Source organism: Novosphingobium aquae (assembly GCF_037572715.1).
GTDB classification, from domain to species: domain Bacteria; phylum Pseudomonadota; class Alphaproteobacteria; order Sphingomonadales; family Sphingomonadaceae; genus Novosphingobium; species Novosphingobium aquae.
This window is the reverse complement of record NZ_JBBHJY010000008.1, coordinates 22,126-39,364: the sequence shown is the minus strand read 5'-3', so window position 1 is coordinate 39,364 and position 17,239 is coordinate 22,126. Positions and strand designations below refer to the sequence as shown.

The 17,239-nt window shown below is 64.3% G+C and carries 18 protein-coding genes; 5 read left to right on the top strand and 13 right to left on the bottom strand.

Going from position 1 to position 17,239, the window contains the following annotated elements:
• Positions 1 to 92: 92 nt before the first annotated feature.
• From WG900_RS14990 to panC, 6 genes are all read right to left on the bottom strand, one after another.
• A complete protein-coding gene (locus tag WG900_RS14990; RefSeq protein ID WP_339968232.1) occupies positions 93 to 1,403 on the bottom strand; it encodes a malonyl-CoA decarboxylase domain-containing protein in 1,311 nt (436 codons plus the stop codon).
• Positions 1,404 to 1,563: 160 nt separating this feature from the next.
• A complete protein-coding gene (locus WG900_RS14985) occupies positions 1,564 to 1,887 on the bottom strand; it encodes a hypothetical protein (protein ID WP_339968230.1) in 324 nt (107 codons plus the stop codon).
• Positions 1,888 to 2,850, bottom strand: a complete 963-nt coding sequence (locus WG900_RS14980) for an HD-GYP domain-containing protein (protein WP_339968228.1) — start codon at positions 2,848 to 2,850, stop codon at positions 1,888 to 1,890.
• A gap of 127 nt (positions 2,851 to 2,977) precedes the next feature.
• Positions 2,978 to 3,826 carry a TIGR03620 family F420-dependent LLM class oxidoreductase gene (locus WG900_RS14975; protein WP_339968225.1) on the bottom strand — a complete coding sequence of 283 codons (849 nt, stop codon included), beginning with the start codon at positions 3,824 to 3,826 and terminating at the stop codon, positions 2,978 to 2,980.
• 140 nt (positions 3,827 to 3,966) lie between these two features.
• Complete coding sequence (locus WG900_RS14970) at positions 3,967 to 4,743, bottom strand: CsgG/HfaB family protein (RefSeq protein WP_339968223.1); 777 nt, start codon at positions 4,741 to 4,743, stop codon at positions 3,967 to 3,969.
• Positions 4,744 to 4,873: 130 nt separating this feature from the next.
• Positions 4,874 to 5,722: a pantoate--beta-alanine ligase gene (gene panC / locus WG900_RS14965; protein WP_339968221.1), complete on the bottom strand. Its 849-nt coding sequence runs from the start codon at positions 5,720 to 5,722 to the stop codon at positions 4,874 to 4,876.
• An 84-nt stretch (positions 5,723 to 5,806) separates the two neighbouring features.
• Between panC and WG900_RS14960 the strand changes: the two genes are divergently transcribed.
• The 3 genes from WG900_RS14960 to pgmG are packed head-to-tail and all read left to right on the top strand — an operon-like array spanning position 5,807 to position 8,351.
• Entirely contained in the window at positions 5,807 to 6,622 is an 816-nt protein-coding gene (locus tag WG900_RS14960) for a division plane positioning ATPase MipZ (RefSeq protein WP_339968219.1), read from the top strand.
• Between the two features lie 19 nt (positions 6,623 to 6,641).
• Positions 6,642 to 6,926 (top strand): molecular chaperone DnaJ, encoded by a 285-nt coding sequence (locus WG900_RS14955; RefSeq protein WP_339968217.1) that lies wholly within the window; start codon positions 6,642 to 6,644, stop codon positions 6,924 to 6,926.
• 6 nt (positions 6,927 to 6,932) lie between these two features.
• Positions 6,933 to 8,351, top strand: coding sequence for a phosphoglucomutase/phosphomannomutase PgmG (gene pgmG, locus WG900_RS14950; RefSeq protein ID WP_339968215.1), 1,419 nt, complete (start codon positions 6,933 to 6,935; stop codon positions 8,349 to 8,351).
• On the opposite strand, the gene WG900_RS14945 is transcribed toward pgmG, so the two are convergent.
• Positions 8,348 to 9,622, bottom strand: coding sequence for an MgtC/SapB family protein (locus tag WG900_RS14945; protein WP_339968213.1), 1,275 nt, complete (start codon positions 9,620 to 9,622; stop codon positions 8,348 to 8,350). The genes pgmG and WG900_RS14945 overlap by 4 nt on opposite strands.
• 49 nt (positions 9,623 to 9,671) lie before the next feature.
• Positions 9,672 to 10,544 (bottom strand): LysR family transcriptional regulator, encoded by an 873-nt coding sequence (locus WG900_RS14940; RefSeq protein ID WP_339968211.1) that lies wholly within the window; start codon positions 10,542 to 10,544, stop codon positions 9,672 to 9,674.
• A gap of 100 nt (positions 10,545 to 10,644) precedes the next feature.
• On the opposite strand from WG900_RS14940, the gene wrbA reads away from it, so the two are divergent.
• Positions 10,645 to 11,244, top strand: a complete 600-nt coding sequence (gene wrbA, locus WG900_RS14935) for an NAD(P)H:quinone oxidoreductase (RefSeq protein ID WP_339968209.1) — start codon at positions 10,645 to 10,647, stop codon at positions 11,242 to 11,244.
• 89 nt (positions 11,245 to 11,333) lie between these two features.
• Positions 11,334 to 13,754: a ligase-associated DNA damage response DEXH box helicase gene (locus WG900_RS14930; protein WP_339968206.1), complete on the top strand. Its 2,421-nt coding sequence runs from the start codon at positions 11,334 to 11,336 to the stop codon at positions 13,752 to 13,754.
• Between the two features lie 45 nt (positions 13,755 to 13,799).
• Here the strand turns inward: WG900_RS14930 and WG900_RS14925 are convergent, their stop codons facing one another.
• From WG900_RS14925 to WG900_RS14905, 5 genes are all read right to left on the bottom strand, one after another.
• Positions 13,800 to 14,237: an ExbD/TolR family protein gene (locus WG900_RS14925; RefSeq protein ID WP_339968204.1), complete on the bottom strand. Its 438-nt coding sequence runs from the start codon at positions 14,235 to 14,237 to the stop codon at positions 13,800 to 13,802.
• 210 nt (positions 14,238 to 14,447) lie between these two features.
• Complete coding sequence (locus WG900_RS14920) at positions 14,448 to 14,903, bottom strand: ExbD/TolR family protein (protein WP_339968202.1); 456 nt, start codon at positions 14,901 to 14,903, stop codon at positions 14,448 to 14,450.
• Between the two features lie 65 nt (positions 14,904 to 14,968).
• Positions 14,969 to 15,502 carry an ExbD/TolR family protein gene (locus tag WG900_RS14915; RefSeq protein ID WP_339968200.1) on the bottom strand — a complete coding sequence of 178 codons (534 nt, stop codon included), beginning with the start codon at positions 15,500 to 15,502 and terminating at the stop codon, positions 14,969 to 14,971.
• 115 nt (positions 15,503 to 15,617) lie between these two features.
• Positions 15,618 to 16,391 carry a MotA/TolQ/ExbB proton channel family protein gene (locus tag WG900_RS14910; protein WP_339968198.1) on the bottom strand — a complete coding sequence of 258 codons (774 nt, stop codon included), beginning with the start codon at positions 16,389 to 16,391 and terminating at the stop codon, positions 15,618 to 15,620.
• 82 nt (positions 16,392 to 16,473) lie between these two features.
• Positions 16,474 to 17,136 carry an energy transducer TonB gene (locus WG900_RS14905; protein ID WP_339968196.1) on the bottom strand — a complete coding sequence of 221 codons (663 nt, stop codon included), beginning with the start codon at positions 17,134 to 17,136 and terminating at the stop codon, positions 16,474 to 16,476.
• Between the last annotated feature and the right edge of the window lie 103 nt (positions 17,137 to 17,239).

Below are 17,239 nucleotides of genomic sequence, written 5' to 3'. Positions count from 1 at the left end.
ATAGAGATTCGTCCACGCCATGCCTAACAAGATTTTCATCGCGGGGTGCGAAGCGAAACTTTCGTGCGACGAACCGCGCCGCACCGATCATTTCACGCTGCCAGCGACCGGCCCAACGCCTCGACCGCCGGCGAATGTGGCACTTGCCCGAGTTCGGAGAGCGTCAGCAGATTCGTCTCGATCGCATCGAGATCGTAGACGTAGTTGACCATGACCCCGTGGCTTTGCTTCAGCCCCCGCGCCGAAAGGTCGGCATCGGCGTGAATCGCCTCGAGCCGGGCACCGTTGCCAAGGTGGAAACGCGCGACGGGATCGAGTGGATTGCCTTTGGCATCGCGGCCATCGACGAGATATTCCGCTGCCTTGGCACGCAGCGGCTCACCGGCCAAGCCGTCAGCGCCGCCCGCACCCGCTAGCCAGCGGGCAAACCCGGGCACTGGCGACAGCGTGGCGAAGCAGTCCAGTTGCGGCAGTTCCTCACGCAGCAGGCCGACCACGCGCTTGATCAGGAAGTTGCCAAAGGGCACACCGCGCAGACCTTCCTGGCAGTTGGAGATCGAATAGAAGATCGCATGGCTGGCCGTGTGCGGATTGATCGGCACGCGCTTTTCATCAAGGATCAGCCCGATCGCGTCAGGCAGGTCCATGGTCAGCGCCACTTCGACGAAAATCAGCGGTTCGTCGGGCATCTGCGGGTGGAAGAAGCCATAGCAGCGGCGGTCTGCCGGCTGCACGCGGGCGCGCAGATCGTCCCACGATTCGATCGAGTGAACTGCTTCATAGCGGATCACCCGTTCGAGCACCGAGGCCGAGGTATCCCAATCAATCCGCCGCAGCTCGAGGAAGCCGGCGTTGAACCAGCCTTCGAAAATGTACTCGAAATCTGCGTCCAGCGCGCCCTCGTCGCCGGCGAGCTTGCCCTTGGAGAGCAGGTCTTCGCGCATCCGGATCAGGCGGCAGGTTCCGCCCGGCGCGGTGTTGAGCTTGCGGATCAGTTTGTGGCTGCGCGCCTCGGCCGCCTTGTGCAAAGCGCGGGCTGCAGGCTCGCCGGGAGCGGCTTGCCACGTGGCGATAGCGGCATCGATTGCCTTGCCATTGCGCGGAAAACGGGCGCGCAGGCCGGAGAGGAAAGCGCGGCGCTCCTCCAGCGAGGAGGCATCGTAGAGATCGAAGAAGGCCGATGCCAGCGACGGCCCCGATGCCTTGCCCGAGACCGAAAGCAGCGTATCGGCAAGGTCGTTCATCCGATCGACCGGGCTGACATTCTCACCCTTGGCACGGCTGATGCCGATGCGTTCGAGCAGGCGGCCAAGCCGGCCCGAGAGCAGAGAATCGATCCTGTTGCGCACCTGAACCACGGCATTCCCCTGTCGGACTATGCTGGCGAGCGATCTGGCGTTCATGGGCGTTCTCCGGAATGGCAGGCCGATGCTGCCGGGACTATCTGACGCCCGTGTGACGCTTGCCGCACTGCAGCAAGAATGTGGTAGTCACCGCCCGCCTTGCAAGGGGCAAGCGCATCGCTGCGGCGCTGATCGGCCAAGCGTTGCTAAACGTCCGCGATCAGCCCGCAGCTTTGCCGGCAAGGGCAAACAGCCGTTCACGCAGCGCGGCAAAATCGGCGATGCCGAATTCCTCCGGCTCGAGCGAGGCGACAATCTCGTCGGTGCAATAGCACGAGCCGAGCTCGACATATTCGCTGCGCACCAGCCTGGCTTGGGGGATCGACCAGAAGGTGCGCAGGCGCGGGCGGGAATAGTCCGCCGGGTCCTGATCGACCACCATGGCCAGCCGGTCAGACCGCAGGCGCACCACCGAGCCGATCGGGAAGATGCCGATCATGTCGATGACATGCTTGAGCACTTCACCGTCGAACCAGTCCTTCATTTAGCTGAGCTGCTCGATCGCGCTGGCCGGGTTCATCCCCGCGCCTTCGGCCGTGTCGCTGACCATTGCGTCATAGGTATCGCAGATCGCCGCCATGCGCGGGAACAGGCCGATCTCATCGCCCTTCAGCTTGTTGGGATAACCCGTGCCGTCGAGCGCCTCATGGTGCGCCGCGCAGGCCTCAAGCACATTGGGCGAAAGCCCGCCGCCGCCGGTCAGCAACTGATGGCCCAGATCGACATGCTGTTCGAAGACCTTGATCGGCACATTGCGATAGTCGCCGCCATAGGCGCTGAGATCGACCGGCAGGTGGCCTATGCCGACATCCATCAGCAGGCCCGCCATGCCGGCCTCACGGATATGCGCGGGCGAGAGCTTCATCTGCCGGACAGGCGAGATCATCAGGGCGCTGACCGCCAGAACGTGCCGATAGACGAACTGGTTGTCGCGCTTGCAACGCATCAGTCCGTTGAAGGCATGGGGGTTGCGCTGGATCGAGGCGAAAACGTCCTCGATCACCGGTTCCACCTGCGCCACCTTGATCGTCTTGCCCAGCCGCGCCTGAAGACACATGCGGCTGACGACCTTGCGCGATTCGCCGGCAACGGTTTTCGCCAGCCCGAATTCGCGGGCCATCGGTTGCGGCGCGGTGGGGCGCAGGTCGACATGGGCGGATGCTTCGCGGCGCGCAGGCTGCGGGCTGCGACGCGCGGTGCGGAACACGGGCTGCGGCGGTGCGGTCTGGTCGTTGACTGCCGGGCGGAGCGGAACGGCGCGCAGGTCCAGGCCCTTGGCGGTATCGATGATCACCGTATCCAGCGCCGATTGCTGCAGTTCGGCAAGCATCGAGGGATCATCGAGCAGGAATCGTGATTTCCAGAAGGGATGCCGGTACCAGCTGCCCTCCAGCTTGTGCACGAACATACCGAGTTCAATCTGGGAAATCGCAATTTGCTTGAGCATCGGTTCACCGGGAAAACGGGTTGGATTGAAGCCGAAGATTACCGGTCCTGCCGTTCAGATTCTCGCGCCGCGCGGCTAGGTATATTCCCGATTGTGGCGGATCATGCCGTCCAGTTTGCTCGCGAAACTACAGCAGCACTCCGGCCAGCACCCGCAGGTCCGCAAGCGAGGCAGAAAGGCCCGCGCCGCCGGTGATCGTCTGCACGCAGACATGGTCCGCCCCGGCATCGCAGTGTTCGCGCACCCGCGCGGCTATGGCCTCGGCATCCCCCATGGCGAAAATGCCGCTCAGCAGGGCCTCGCTTTCCTGTTCGATGTCTTCGTCGGTAAAGCCCAGCCGCTTCCACGAATTGCAGTAGTTGGGCAGCCGGCGATAATGGGTCAGCGCCTCGCTCGCCTTGGCGCGGGCGCGCGCCGGATCGCTGTCCAGCACCACGCCCTGCTCCGGCGCCACCAGCTTACCCGGCCCCATGATGGCCCTTGCCTCTGCTGAATGGGCCGGCGTGATCAGATAGGGATGCGCACCTGCCGTGCGCTGTCCGGCCAGTTCGAGCATTTTCGGCCCCAGCGCGGCAAGGCAGGTCTGCTCCATCGGCATCCCCGCCGCCTCGAAGGCATCGAGCCAGGCCGCCATCTTGGCCACCGGGCGGTTCCAGTTCTCACCGATGATCGGTCCGTGACTGACGCCGAGGCCGAGCATTACGCGGCTGCGCTGGTGGTCTGGCAGGGCGAGGAACCAGGCGGCAATCTCCGCCGGTTCGTGCTTCCAGATGTTGATGATGCCGGTGGCGACTACGATGGTCTGCGTGGCCGCCAGCAAATGATCGAGATCGCCGGTGATGTCGCCGCCGATGCCGCCCGGCACCCAGATCGCGCCATAGCCCAGAGCTTCGATCTCCGCCGCGCCGCTCGCCGCTTCGGCCTTGTCGCCAAAGCGCAGTTCCATCGACCAGACGCCGACTTTGCCCAGATCCATATGCCACTCCCTAATCCGTGCGCGGGATTGGGGGCGCGGATGAGCCAGGTGTCAACGCGAAAGGGCCTCTCCCCCGCCGGGAAGAGGCCCTTTTTCGCTCCGGCGTTTAAGCGCCGTGCTCAAATCTCTGGGGCGGGGGGTTACTTGGCCTGCGGTGCCGCGGCTGCCGCATTGTCAGGCAGACCGCCGAGCTGGGTGACCAGCTTGGTATAACCATCGAGGTAGGCAAGCACGATCACCTGGCCGATATCGGTATCGGTGTAGCCGGTACCGCCAGCCGCTGCCAGACCGCCAGCCCAGCCCACGCCGCCGCCGGCGCCAAAGCTCATGTCGCTCTTGCGGGCATAGCCTTCGACCAGCGCCATTTCTTCGGTCGTGCGGGCATTGACCACCGACAGGGTGACCTTGGCTTCCTTCTTGTTGACCGATATGCCGCCGAGCAGTGCGCCCACGGTCCGACCGCCGAGCATGCCGCCAAGGCCGCCCATCATGCCGCCGCCGCCAGACTTCTTGTTAGTGGTGACGATATCCGGCTGCAGGAAGTAGTCTGCAGCCTTGACCTGACCCTTGCCGAGGTTCGAACCGGCCTGCAGCTCTCCCTGATCGGCCATGGCGCGTTCCATCGCGCGGCTCTGCATCGATCGGCCACGATTGACCAGGCTAAAGCAGCCCGACTTCTGGACGAACAGCTTGATGATGGCCTCGGGGCTGCCGAGGTTCAATTCGCGCCACCACTGGTTGTCGGGCTCGACAATCGCGATGGTGCCAAGGTTGCGCGTGCAGACCGGGATCTGCGCCTCGCCCTTCTTCTGTGCCTGATGGCCGGACGAGCCCTTCTTGTCCGCAGCTGAGGCGCTGGTGTTGATGCCGCCGATGGCCACGGCGATGGCAGCAAGGCTGCAAAGAATCTTCTTCATAAAGTCGCACTCCCCAATGTTGAACGTCAGCGCCAATGCCCTCCAGCAATGCCGACGTCCGGAAACTGATTGCGACCCGTTGATTGCCGATGCCCCTTACCAAGGCAAATGACGAATGTTGTTAGTAGCCCTAAACTGCCATGTTGTCGATTAGCCTGGCCTTGCCAATCCGCGCTGCCACCAGCAGCCGGGCGGGTTTATCATGAAGTTGGGACAGGACTTGAAGCGAATCGGCATCGGCGAACTCGGCATAGTCCACAGAAGAGAATCCGCCGGCGACCAGCGCCTCCTTCAGCGCCGCGGTCGCAGCTTCAGGCGCGTTGCCCGATCGCACGGCGGCGATGGCCACCTGCATGGCGCGCGGCAGGGCGGCGGCCTGCGCACGCTCCTCTGTGGTCAGGTAAGCGTTGCGCGATGACATCGCCAGACCGTCCGCCTCGCGCACGGTCGCCACGCCCAGAATCGCCTCCGCCTTCGGCAGCGACAGGTCTAGATCGCGCGCCATGCGGCGGATCACCGCGAGTTGCTGCCAGTCCTTCTCGCCGAACAGGGCCAAATCGGGGCGCACCTGATTGAACAGCTTGCACACCACCGTCGCCACGCCATCGAAATGCCCGGGCCGCGCGGAACCGCACTGTCCTTCGCTGACGCCCGAAACCGAAATGTTGGTGGCATAGCCCGGCGGGTACATCGCCTCGCCATCGGGGTTCCACAGCAGCGACACGCCCTCGCCGCGCAGCAGCTCGCAATCGCGCTCGAACGGGCGGGGATAGGAGGACAGGTCCTCGTTCGCGCCGAATTGGCGGGGATTCACGAAGATCGAAACGACAACGTGCGCCCCAAGCTTCCGCGCCTCGCGCACCAGAGTCAGGTGCCCTTCGTGCAGCGCGCCCATCGTGGGCACCAGCGCGACCGGTCCATCGGCGCGCAAGAGCTCAACTGCTTGGCGTAGTGGATCAATGCGATTGACGGTTTGCACGGCGAGAGTCCCTTGCGTTAAAGACGCAGTGCCCTAGCGCGGGATGGCTGCGCAGACAAACCACACAAAGGCGTACCGAACACCGTGACTTCCGCCCCCGGCCCCCATCGTATCGTTTTCGCCAATGAAAAGGGCGGCACCGGCAAGTCGACCACGGCGGTCCACGTCGCCATCGCCTTGTCGTACATGGGTGCAAAAGTCGCCGCGATCGATCTCGATCCGCGCCAGCGCACCCTGCACCGCTATCTGGAAAACCGCGCCGAGACGGAAAAACGCCGCGGCATCACCCTGCCCACCGCGCGGTTCGAAGTGTTCAATGGCGATACCACCGAGCAGCTGGACGCGATAACCGCCGAAGTTGGTGCAGGCATGGATTTCATCGTCTTCGATACGCCGGGGCGCGACGATGTCTTCGCCCGCCACGCCGCGACCGGGGCCGACACGCTGGTCACCCCGCTCAATGACAGCTTCGTCGATTTCGACCTGATCGGGCAGGTCGACGCGGAAACCTTCAAGGTCCGCCGCTTGTCCTTCTATGCCGAGCTGATCTGGGAAACCCGCAAGAAGCGCGCGATGAAGACCATCGAACAAGGCCGGCGCGAGCTGGACTGGGTCGTGGTGCGCAACCGCACCGGCCATATCGAGGCGCGCAACCAGAAGCGCCTTGAAGGGGCGCTGGTCGAATTGTCGAAGCGTGTCGGCTTCCGCATCGCCAACGGCCTGTCGGAACGCGTGATCTACCGCGAACTGTTTCCTTCAGGCCTGACCCTGCTCGACAAGGGCCATCTGGGCGATCTCGGCACCAGCCATCTTGTCGCCCGGCAGGAACTGCGCGCCCTGCTCGCCTCGCTCGCCTTGCCGATGCCGGGAACAAGACCGGCTGAACTCGCTTTAGCCTGATTGAAAGGGACCGGAGGCAATGCTCAGACTCATCCTGATCGCCGCAGTCGTTTCCTTTGCCTGCCGTTACATGTTCGGTCGCTGGCCGTGGGACTATCTCAGCAATCGCTCACCGACGCGCGAACAGGCGCGGTTCAAGGCGCGCAAGCTGCTGGCCGTACGCGCCGAGGCTGACCGCAAAGACATTATCGAGGCGCATCGCCGCCTTATCGCCATGGTCCACCCGGATCGCGGCGGAACCAACGCCCAGGTGCACGAGGCGAACGCCGCGCGCGACCTGCTCCTAGACGAATTGCCAGACTGAGGGTTCATGACACACAGCTTCCATCCGACCGTCCTTCGCGAATACGACATCCGCGGCATCATCGATGAAACGCTGGGCGCACCCGACGCCTATGCCATCGGGCGGGGTTTCGGCACGCTGATCAAGCGCGCCGGAGGATCCAAGGTTGCGGTGGGGTATGATGGGCGCATCAGCTCGCCCATGCTTGAAGAAGCGGTGGTCGCCGGACTTAACGACAGCGGCGTCGATGCCCTGCGGGTCGGCATGGGGCCGACGCCGATGCTGTATTACGCCGAAGCCTCAATTCCAGAGGTACAAGGCGGCATTCAGATAACTGGCAGCCACAATCCCGCCAATTACAATGGCTTCAAGATGGTATTTATGGGGCTGCCGTTCTTCGGCGCCGACATCGCTAAGCTGGGCGAAATGGCCGAGGCCGGCGACTGGATCGACGGTGAGGCATCCGGCGGGAAGGGCAGCAGCGAGCACCGCGAAATCCTCGTTACTTATGTCGACAGGCTGGTTGAAGGGCTGAACGGCATCGCCCCCGAAAGCCTGAGCCACCTGCGCATCGGCTGGGACGCGGGCAACGGCGCTGCCGGTCCCGCTCTCGAACTGCTGACGAAGAAACTTCCCGGTGAGCATCATCTTCTCTTCACTGAAGTCGACGGGAACTTTCCGAACCACCATCCGGACCCGACTGAGGAAAAGAACCTTGCAGACCTGAAGGCGCTGGTCGCGGCGAAGAACCTCCATTTTGGTGTGGCTTTTGACGGCGACGGCGACCGCATCGGCGCGGTCGATGGCGAGGGACGCGTGATCTGGGGTGACCAATTGCTCATGATCTACGCCGAGGACCTCCTGAAAATGGTCCCCGGATCCACGATTATCGCCGATGTGAAGGCCAGTTCCGCCCTATTCGACCGAGTGTCAGCACTTGGTGGAAAACCCCTTATGTGGAAAACCGGACATAGCCTTATCAAATCCAAAATGAAGGAAGTTGGCTCGCCATTGGCCGGCGAAATGAGCGGCCACGTGTTCTTCGCGCATGAGTACTACGGCTTCGACGATGCGCTCTATGCCGCCGTCCGCCTGATCGCCGCCTCGGCGCGACTCGGCAAGACCGTGACCGAGCTGCGCGGCGAAATGCCGGCGATGATCAACACGCCCGAACTGCGCTTTCAGGTCGATGAAAGCCGCAAGTTCGCGGTGATCGAGGAAGTGAAGCAGCGGCTTTCGGACTCCGGGGCCGACGTCAACGGGACGGACGGCGTGCGCGTCTCAACCCCCGACGGCTGGTGGCTGCTGCGCGCATCGAACACGCAGGACGTGCTCGTCGCCCGCGCCGAGAGTTTGAGCGGAGAAGGCCTGGAGCGGCTGATGGGTAAGATCGACGCGCAACTGGCCGCCAGCGGTCTGGAACGCGGCCCGCAAGCCGGGCACTAACCCAGCAGCATCACCAAGGCCGAAACCCCTGAGGCCAGCGCGGCGGCGAGCAGCGCCAGCGCTCCCGGCCAGCCCTTGCTTCGCCCGGGCACGCTAAAGGCAATGCCGGCTTTGAACACAGTGTTGAGCAGCACCGGCGGTGCGAGGATCAGGCCTGCCAGTTTCGGTGCCAATGTCCCCGGCGGCAGGTTGCCCATCGTGATGATGGCCGAATCGACGTCGATCGAGCCGGTCACGGCAAGGACGACGGCGAGCCCGGCATCGCCCCATTCATCAAGCACCCACCGGGCCGCGACAGTCGTAACCATGACCAGCACCGCGAGCCAGAGCGCGGGACCAAGGTCGAAGGGGTTGCGCAACCGGCCGGCGCCCTTCCCGCCGTGCCCGGCTGACTTGCGAAAGTGCCAGACCGCGAAGCCCAGGCTGACGACCATGCCCGGCACGGCGATGATGGCGAAGGGTACCAGTGCGATCGGTGCGAGCACGGCGCAGAGCACCATGACTCGTACGAACATGACTGCCGACGCCAGGGCGATCCCGGCATTGAGAACCGGCAGGTCCTCTTCGCTCGCCTCTTTGATTTTCCCGGCAAGGCCTGCGGTGACCGCCGTCGAGGACACCATGGAGCCTGCCGCGGCCGTCGCCAGCACGCCGCGGGTCGCGCCGAAGTGTTTCGCAGCGAGGTATCCGGCGAAGGAGAAGCCGGAAACCATCACCACGACCAACCACAACTGTCGCGGCTTCCACGCGCCAAAGGGCCCCATCGGCTCGGCCGGCAGCAGCGGCAGGATGACCAGCGCGATCAGGGCAAAGCGGGCAATCGCCATGACTTCGCGCTCGTCGAGCGACTGCACCCAGCCATGGAGTTGTTCGCGCAGGGCCAGCACCAGCACCATCATGCCGACGGCGACGGAAGCAACGACACCCTCGCCCGATCCTGCAAGGTAGCCGGCGGCCAGCGTCAGCAGCGCCACCATGCTCGCAGTTCCGCTGACGTTCGGCCCGTCACGCGTGGAGCGCCAGTAGCCGAGCACGATCAGCCCCGCGCTGGCGGCAAGGACCACGAAGGAAAGCACAGGCTCGCCCAGCTTGAACGCTCCGGCAAAGCCCCCGGCGAGCCCCGTCAGCCCGAATGTCCGCACTCCGGCAAACCGCCGCCCGTCAATCGCATGGCGCTGCGCCCAGCCCCGCTGCACCCCGACCAGCAGCCCCAGCGCAAGCGCAAGGCCGATCGGCAGCAGTTCGGGATAGAGGGTCAGTGGGTCGGTCATGTCACAAGGCTGATGGCACCGCGCAGGCCTGGCGGCAACAACGCAGAACCTAGCTGGCGCGAAACGCCTTTTGCGAGGCCAGTTCGGCGGCGATGGCATCGATCACCGCCCGAATGCGCGGGGTGTGGCGCAGATCGGCATGGACGCCCAGCCACAGTTCGCGGTCAGTCGAGGGATCAGCTTCGTGCAGCAGCACCAGCTCCGGTTCGCGGTCAGCATTAACGCGCGACAGCACGACCAGCCCCAGCCCGGAAACCGCCGCCTGAAAATGGACGTGCCGGTCGTTGGATTGCAGCGCCACCGGGGCATCAGGATAAAGTTCGCGTAGCCACGCCGTCTCGGGCAGGTTCGCCTGATCTTCGAGCGTCGTCACCAGCGGCAGCGGCTCTCTCTTCGCCAACACCGAACGCGAGGCATAGATGCCAAGGCTGAACCGGCCGACACAGCGCGCGTGAATCTCGTTGCCGCGAAACCGCGACGGGCGCAGCGCAATGTCCGCCTCGCGCTTTGACAGGCTGAGCAGGCGGGTATCTGGAACCAGTTCAACGCAGATGCCCGGGTGGCTGGCGCGCAATGTGCGGATGGCCGGGACGACAATAGTGGGAGCCAGCAGATCGACCGTGGTGACGCGCACCGTCCCGGCGAGTGCTACATCGCGGCCCAGCATGGCCCGCTCGGCGGCTTGCACTTCCGCCTCGATCCGTTCGGCATGGACCAGCACGCTTTCGCCCAGCGGGGTGAGGACATAGCCCGAAGGCATTCGCTGCAGCAGCCGCGCGCCCATGCGCTCCTCGAACGCCGCAAGCCGCCGGCCCATGGTCGGCTGAGTTAGCCCCAGCACCCGCGCCGCGCCGGTCAGCGTCCCCTCGCGCGAAATGGCGAGCACGATCTTGAGGTCATCCCAGTCCATGCGAACAGTCATACGATTTCGCATGGCTACAAGTCAAACTTCGTCAATTCCATGCAGGAACTGCGGGGGCTATCTGGCGTTTCGAATACCCATCCAGCGGAAGGCAGAACCCATGTCGAAAGTCCTCGTCCTCTATTATTCGAGCTATGGCCACATCGAACAGATGGCCGAGGCCGTCGCCGCCGGCGCGCGCGAAGCCGGTGCCATCGTGGACATCAAGCGCGTCCCCGAAACCGTGCCCGAAGAGATCGCCCGCGGCGCGCATTACAAGCTTGATCAGGCGGCTCCTGTGGCCACGATTGCCGAGCTGGAAGGCTATGACGCGATCATCCTTGGCACCGGCACCCGCTTTGGCCGCATGTCATCGCAGATGGCAGCGTTCCTCGATCAAGCCGGCGGCCTGTGGGCGCGCGGCGCGCTGAACGGCAAGGTCGGCGCGGCCTTCACCTCGACCGCGACCCAGCACGGCGGTCAGGAAACCACCCTTTTCTCGATGCTGACCAACCTGCTGCACTTCGGCATGACCATCGTCGGGCTCGACTATGGCTTTGCCGGCCAGATGAACAACGACAAGGTGGTAGGCGGCGCACCTTACGGGGCGACGACGATTGCCGGCGGCGACGGCAGCCGCCAGCCCGAAGAGGAAGATCTTGGCGGTGCCCGTTATCTGGGCCGCCGGGTTGCCGAGACGGCGAACAAGCTGTTCGGCTAAGCCCCCGGGAGCGCGCGGCCAAATCCCCCCTGCCCGGCGCGCGCTCCCTTTCCCCTTTCAACCGGCGCTGGCATCCCTAAGTTGGGGCAGTGAGCGCTGCGCCCCTTCCCCCGAAGATTGCCGAGTGGTTCGCCGCACGCGGCTGGCGGCTGCGGCGGCATCAGGCCGAGATGCTGGAGGTCGCCGCGTCAGGGCACCACGCGCTGCTCGCCGCCGATACCGGGGCGGGCAAGACGCTGGGTGGGTTCCTCCCCACGCTGGCGGAATTTGCCGGCGAGAGCGTTCCCGGCGAAGGTTTGCACACGCTCTACATTTCGCCGCTGAAAGCATTGGCGCATGATGTGCAGCGCAACCTGCTCACCCCCATTGACGAGATCGGCCTGCCGATCCGGGTAGAGACCCGCAGCGGCGATACTCCGTCGGACCGCAAGGCCCGCCAGCGCGCGCGGCCCCCACATATCCTGCTGACCACCCCGGAATCGCTGTCGCTGCTGCTGTCCTATCCGGAGAGCGCCGCGTTGTTCTCGACTCTGAAACGTGTGGTGATCGACGAAATTCACGCCTTTGCCACTGGCAAGCGGGGCGATCTGCTGGCGCTGGCGCTCGCGCGGATATCGGCCTTCGCGCCGGGCGTTCAGCGCGTCGGGCTCTCGGCGACGCTCGCCGATCCGGAGGAGTTCCGCGCCTGGCTCGCGCCAAATGGCCGGGTGCAAGACGTCTCGCTTGTCATCGGCGAGGAGGGCGCTCCGCCCGAAGTGTCAATCCTGCTGCCGATCGAGGAACGCGTGCCATGGAGTGGTCACGCGGCGACTTGGGCAATTCCCCAGCTCTACGAGGAAATAAAGGCGCACCGCACCACGCTGGTGTTCTGCAACACGCGCTTCCTTGCCGAACTGATCTTCCAGCTGCTGTGGGATGCCAACGAGGAAAACCTGCCGATCGGGGTGCACCATGGCTCGCTATCCAAGGAAGCGCGGCGCAAGGTGGAAGGGGCGATGGCCGATGGCCGGCTGCGCGCGCTGGTCTGTACGGCCAGCCTCGACCTTGGCGTCGACTGGGGGGACATCGATCTGGTCGTCCAGATGGGCGCGCCGAAAGGGTCGTCGCGGCTGCTCCAGCGCATCGGCCGCGCCAACCACCGGCTCGACCAGCCCAGTCGCGCGCTGTTGGTGCCGGGCAACCGCTTCGAATTCCTTGAAGCAACCGCGGCGATGGAGGCGGTCGAAGACGGCCAGCGCGATGGCGAGGAATTCCGCCCCGGTTCGCTCGACGTCCTTGCCCAGCACGTGATGGCTTGCGCCTGCGCGGGACCATTCGACGAGGCCGCGTTGCTCGAGGAAGTCCGCAGCGCCCATTCCTATGCCTGGCTCGATGCGGAGCGGTGGACGCGCGTGCTCGATTTCGTGGCGACCGGCGGCTATTCGCTGCGCGCATATGACCGGTTCCGGCGCATCGTGCGTTCGCCCGATGGCCTGTGGCGACTGACACACCCTGAACACGCGGCGCGGCACCGGATGAATGCCGGGATCATCGTCGATTCTGAAATGCTTCATGTGCGGTTCCGGAACGGGCGTGATCTGGGCAAGGTCGAGGAGAGCTTTGGCGCGACCCTGCGGCCGGGCGACACGTTCCGCTTTGCCGGCATGGACCTTGAGGTCGAATCCCTGCGGGACCTCGACCTGATCGTCAAGGCGGCGAAGAAGCCGGGGCAGATACCCAGCTACATGGGCGCGCGGATGCCGATTTCCTCGCATCTGGCCGACCGGGTGCGGGCGATGATGGTCGACCGCGCGGGCTGGGCGCGATTCCCCGACGACGTGCGCGAATGGCTGGAGATGCAGGACTGGCGCTCGAAGCTGCCCGGGCCGGGACAATTGCTGGTCGAGAGCTTTCCCCATTCGGGCAAGCATTACATCGTCTTTCACACCTTCGAAGGGTGGAACGCCAATCAGGCGCTGGGCATGCTGGTGACCCGCCGCATGGAAGAGCGAGGGTTGATGCCGCTGGGCTATGTCGCGAACGACTATGCCGTGGGCATCTGGAGCCTGCGCGCAGTGACCGACCCTGCGCCATTGCTGTCGCCTGACATTCTCAATGACGAATTCATCGACTGGGTGCAGGACAGCTACATGCTGCGGCGGGCCTTTCGCGAGGCGGCGGTGATCGGCGGGTTGGTCGAACGCCAGCATCCCGGCAAACGCAAGAGCGGGCGGCAGGTGACGTTTTCGACCGACCTGATCTACGACGTCCTGCGCAAGCACGAGCCCGACCACGTGCTGATCGAGGCGGCCTGGGCCGATGCCCGCACGCGGCTGACCGATGTTGGACGTCTGGCTGACCTTCTCGACCGGGCGGAGGGGCAATTGGTCCATGTCGAGCTGGAGCGGGTCAGCCCGATGGCCGTGCCGCTGCTGACGATGATCGGACGCGAGAGCCTGCCCAGCGGCGCGGCGGATGATGAATTGCTGGTCGAGGCGGAGAGCCTTGCAGCGCTCGCCATGCGGGCTTGAGCGGACCAGTTCCCCTCCCCTGAAGAGGAGGGGGACTGCCTTGCGTCATTTCGGGGGCTGCTTGCCGAAGCCTGCGTACTGTTCCGTCCCGACGAAGCCAAATCCCAGCACTCCGGTTGCCCGGATCAGCCGCAGGACTTGCGCGGTCACTCCATAAGGCGCCGAGCTCTCCGGAACGAAGCGGACTTCGGGTGCGGGCTTCGTCGCGGCCACGCGCTGGAGAAGGCCGGCGAGTTCACCTTGGGAAACAGTCTCGCCGTTCCAGGTCACGCTGCCATTGGCCGTCACAGACAGCATGTTCACTTGCGGCCTGATCGCGGTCTGCGTCTTGTCCGGTGCCGGCAGATCGACATCTACGACATGGGTCGCAGCGGGGATGGTGATTATGAACAGGATCAACAGGACGAGCAGCACGTCGATCAGGGGCGTGGTGTTGAGATCGGCCATTGGCCGGTCCACGGGCAGTTCAGGTGCGGTTGCCATGGGATTATCTCCCCAAAAAGACCTCTAAGGGTCTGGCGTTGACGACAGCCTCCACGCCTGCCTCGCTCCGCGCATCAATGGTATAGTGTCACATCGATGCGCGCAAGCTGCTTCGCACCGGGTCTCAGGCTCAGCGCATCGCCGCGCCTGCGCAAACAAAAAGGGGGCGGATCGCTCCGCCCCCTTTGGGTAATCGCATGGTTCGTCCGGTTACTTGACCGCAGGTTCCTTGGGGTCCTTGCCGAACTGGTAGTACTGTTCGTTGCCGACGAAGCCGAAGGCCGTCACGCCCGAACCCTTGATCAGACGCAGCACGCGCGCCGTCGATTCATAGGGGGCCTGCGCGTCGGGCTGGAACTGGAGTTCCGGCTCCGGTTTGATCTTCAGCGTTTCGGTCAACTGGTAGACGAGCCCGCTCTCGTTGAGCGAGGTGCCGTTCCAGGTGATCGTGCCTTGCGAATCGACCGACAGGACGTTCTTGTCGCGCTTCGGCGGCGGCACGTTCGTCGGCGGCTGCGGTGCCGGCAGATCGATGTCGATCGAGTGCGTGGCCACCGGGATGGTAATGATGAACATGATGAGGAGAACCAGCATGACGTCGATAAGCGGCGTCGTGTTGATTTCCATCATCGGCGAGCCATCGTCGCTACCGCCTGACATTGCCATGGAAACTTAACTCCTGAATTCACTGGGCGGCACAGGCCGCCGGGCAGATGAGAGCCGCGGGCTGATCAGCCGTTGGGATCCACCGGGGTCGAAATGAAGCCGACGGTCGGGTAGCCGGCGATCTGCACGTTGTAGATCGTGCCCGCCACGCAGCGCCACGGAGCGTTCACGTCACCGCGAATGTGGACCTGGGGAATCTTCTCCGGGTTCGCACGCAGGGCTTCGGGGCCGCCTTCACGCTTGATGATCTTGTCGAGGCGTTCGTAAGCAATCTTGGCCAGTTCGTCCGACGTCACCGGGGTGATGTTGTTGAAATAGACCCGGCATTCGCCGTTGCGGCTTGCGCCTTCGTAGCCATCATCGCCCGAGCTGCGCCCGGCATCATCGGTCGTGCTGACCGTGATGAGAAGGTTTTCGACCTTGTCCTTGGACTCGACCGTTTCCAAAATCGGAATCTTGAGCTTCTGGATCGTCTGGATCGCGATCGGAACCGCGATCAGGAAGATGATCAGAAGAACCAGCATGACGTCCACGAGCGGCGTCGTGTTGATGTCGGACATCGGCTTCTCTTGTCCGCCGCCGCCTACTGCCATCGCCATAGTTTACTTCCTATCCTGTTCGTTATGCCGGGCCAGGCTTGTCTGACACAGATGCGTCAAAGGCCGGGACCAACGGCGGGAGCGCATGGACTCCCGCCGTCCTCTCCATCTGGGCTCAGGGCTTAACCGGAGCTGCGGGAGCGGGCTTGGCTGCAGCCGGCTTGCCGGGTGCGATCACCGCCGGGCGCACGGCGCCCTTCGAGTTGATGTAGGCCAGAACGTCGGTCGAGAAGCCCGAAAGCAGCTCGGAGATGTTCTTGTTGCGGGCCTGCAGGTAGTTGTAGGCAAGCACGGCGGGAACGGCGACGAGCAGACCAAGCGCGGTCATGATCAGAGCTTCACCGACCGGACCTGCAACCTTGTCGATCGAGGCCGAACCGGCGATGCCGATGGCGACGAGCGCGCGGTAGATGCCGACCACGGTACCGAACAGACCAACGAACGGCGACGTTGCACCGACGGTGGCGAGGAACGGCAGGCCCGAAGCGAGACGCGAGTTGATCGCAGCTTCCGAGCGCGAGAGCGAGCCGTGCAGCCAGTCATGGGCTTCAAGGGCATCGGTCATCTTGCCGTGAGCTTCTTCAGCAGCGAGACCGTCGTCGACGATCTGGCGCCATGCGCTGTTCTTGTCGAGCTTCGCAGCGCCTTCGCGCAGCGAGGGGGCACGCCAGAAGTTGGCGCGCATGTCGCGGTACTGCTTCATGATCTTGTTCTGATCAATCCACTTGGTCATGAGGATGAAGAACGAGCCGAACGACATGATGGCCAGGATGATGACGGTGCCATAAGCAATGGCGCCGCCCTGTTCCATAGCTTCCCAGAAGCCGAACTTGTTCTGCGGCGTGGCGCTTGCGGCACCCGCTGCCTGGGCGAGAAGTTCAAAAACCATGCGATAGTCCTCTCAAATAAAACTGTTAGGTCAATTTGCTTTAAGCGGACCCGGCACCAGGCCGGGCCCAGATCGGTAAAACTCAGTCCTTCGGGATAACCCAGCGGATCGCGTTCGAATAGGAACCCGTGGTCGGCTGGCCTTCTCCGTCCGTCGCCGGATTGAAGCGGGCGCGGGCCCTGATCTTGGTGCAGGCGACGCTGTCGAGATCGGGGCTGCCGCTGGATCCGGTGACCTGGCAATCGGTCACGCGGCCATCAGGTCCGACAGTGACGCGGAAGCGGGTCGTACCCTGGCGTTCTTCACGAAGCGCCTGAGACGGATAGTCGTTGGTGGTCGCCCACGAAGCCGGGTTGCCCTTGGGCTGGGCCGGCTTGGGCTGGACGCGTGGGGCGGCCGGCGCAGGCGGTGCCAGCGGCGGAGCCTGAGGCGGCGGCGGCGGCGGCGGAGCCATCGGCGGCGGCGGCGGCGCCGTGAACGGCGGCGGCGTGATCGGCGGCAGCTTCGTCGGCGGCGCGGTTATCGGCGGCGGCGGCGTAGCCTTCTTGGGCGGCGGCGGTGGCGGCTCGTCCTTCTTGGGTTCGTCCTTCTTGATGTCGATCGTAGTGACCTTCTTGACGACCTTCGTCAGCCCTTCATAGGCAAGGCCGCTAACAAGCAACCAGCCAACGAGGACATGCAGAAGGGCGACAACGATGAAAGCGGTGATCCGATTACCGGATACCTGTTGGTCAGCGTAAGCCATTCAGACGCATCACTCCAAAATTACTGTCCCAGGACATCTGAAGCCAGACACCCCTCTCCTCCCCAGCAGGCCCGCAAAAGAGCGGACACACCGGGGCCGAATC

Excerpts from the sequence above, each read along its gene's own strand:
- WG900_RS14915 (WP_339968200.1), bottom strand. The coding sequence starts at position 15,502 with ATGGCGATGGCAGTAGGCGGCGGCGGACAAGAGAAGCCGATGTCCGAC.
- WG900_RS14920 (WP_339968202.1), bottom strand. The coding sequence starts at position 14,903 with ATGGCAATGTCAGGCGGTAGCGACGATGGCTCGCCGATGATGGAAATC.
- WG900_RS14925 (WP_339968204.1), bottom strand. The coding sequence starts at position 14,237 with ATGGCAACCGCACCTGAACTGCCCGTGGACCGGCCAATGGCCGATCTC.
- WG900_RS14985 (WP_339968230.1), bottom strand. The coding sequence starts at position 1,887 with ATGAAGGACTGGTTCGACGGTGAAGTGCTCAAGCATGTCATCGACATG.
- WG900_RS14910 (WP_339968198.1), bottom strand. The coding sequence starts at position 16,391 with ATGGTTTTTGAACTTCTCGCCCAGGCAGCGGGTGCCGCAAGCGCCACG.
- WG900_RS14980 (WP_339968228.1), bottom strand. The coding sequence starts at position 2,850 with ATGCTCAAGCAAATTGCGATTTCCCAGATTGAACTCGGTATGTTCGTG.
- WG900_RS14945 (WP_339968213.1), bottom strand. The coding sequence starts at position 9,622 with ATGACCGACCCACTGACCCTCTATCCCGAACTGCTGCCGATCGGCCTT.
- WG900_RS14905 (WP_339968196.1), bottom strand. The coding sequence starts at position 17,136 with ATGGCTTACGCTGACCAACAGGTATCCGGTAATCGGATCACCGCTTTC.
- WG900_RS14940 (WP_339968211.1), bottom strand. The coding sequence starts at position 10,544 with ATGACTGTTCGCATGGACTGGGATGACCTCAAGATCGTGCTCGCCATT.
- WG900_RS14975 (WP_339968225.1), bottom strand. The coding sequence starts at position 3,826 with ATGGATCTGGGCAAAGTCGGCGTCTGGTCGATGGAACTGCGCTTTGGC.
- wrbA (WP_339968209.1), top strand. The coding sequence starts at position 10,645 with ATGTCGAAAGTCCTCGTCCTCTATTATTCGAGCTATGGCCACATCGAA.
- WG900_RS14990 (WP_339968232.1), bottom strand. The coding sequence starts at position 1,403 with ATGAACGCCAGATCGCTCGCCAGCATAGTCCGACAGGGGAATGCCGTG.
- pgmG (WP_339968215.1), top strand. The coding sequence starts at position 6,933 with ATGACACACAGCTTCCATCCGACCGTCCTTCGCGAATACGACATCCGC.
- WG900_RS14970 (WP_339968223.1), bottom strand. The coding sequence starts at position 4,743 with ATGAAGAAGATTCTTTGCAGCCTTGCTGCCATCGCCGTGGCCATCGGC.
- WG900_RS14955 (WP_339968217.1), top strand. The coding sequence starts at position 6,642 with ATGCTCAGACTCATCCTGATCGCCGCAGTCGTTTCCTTTGCCTGCCGT.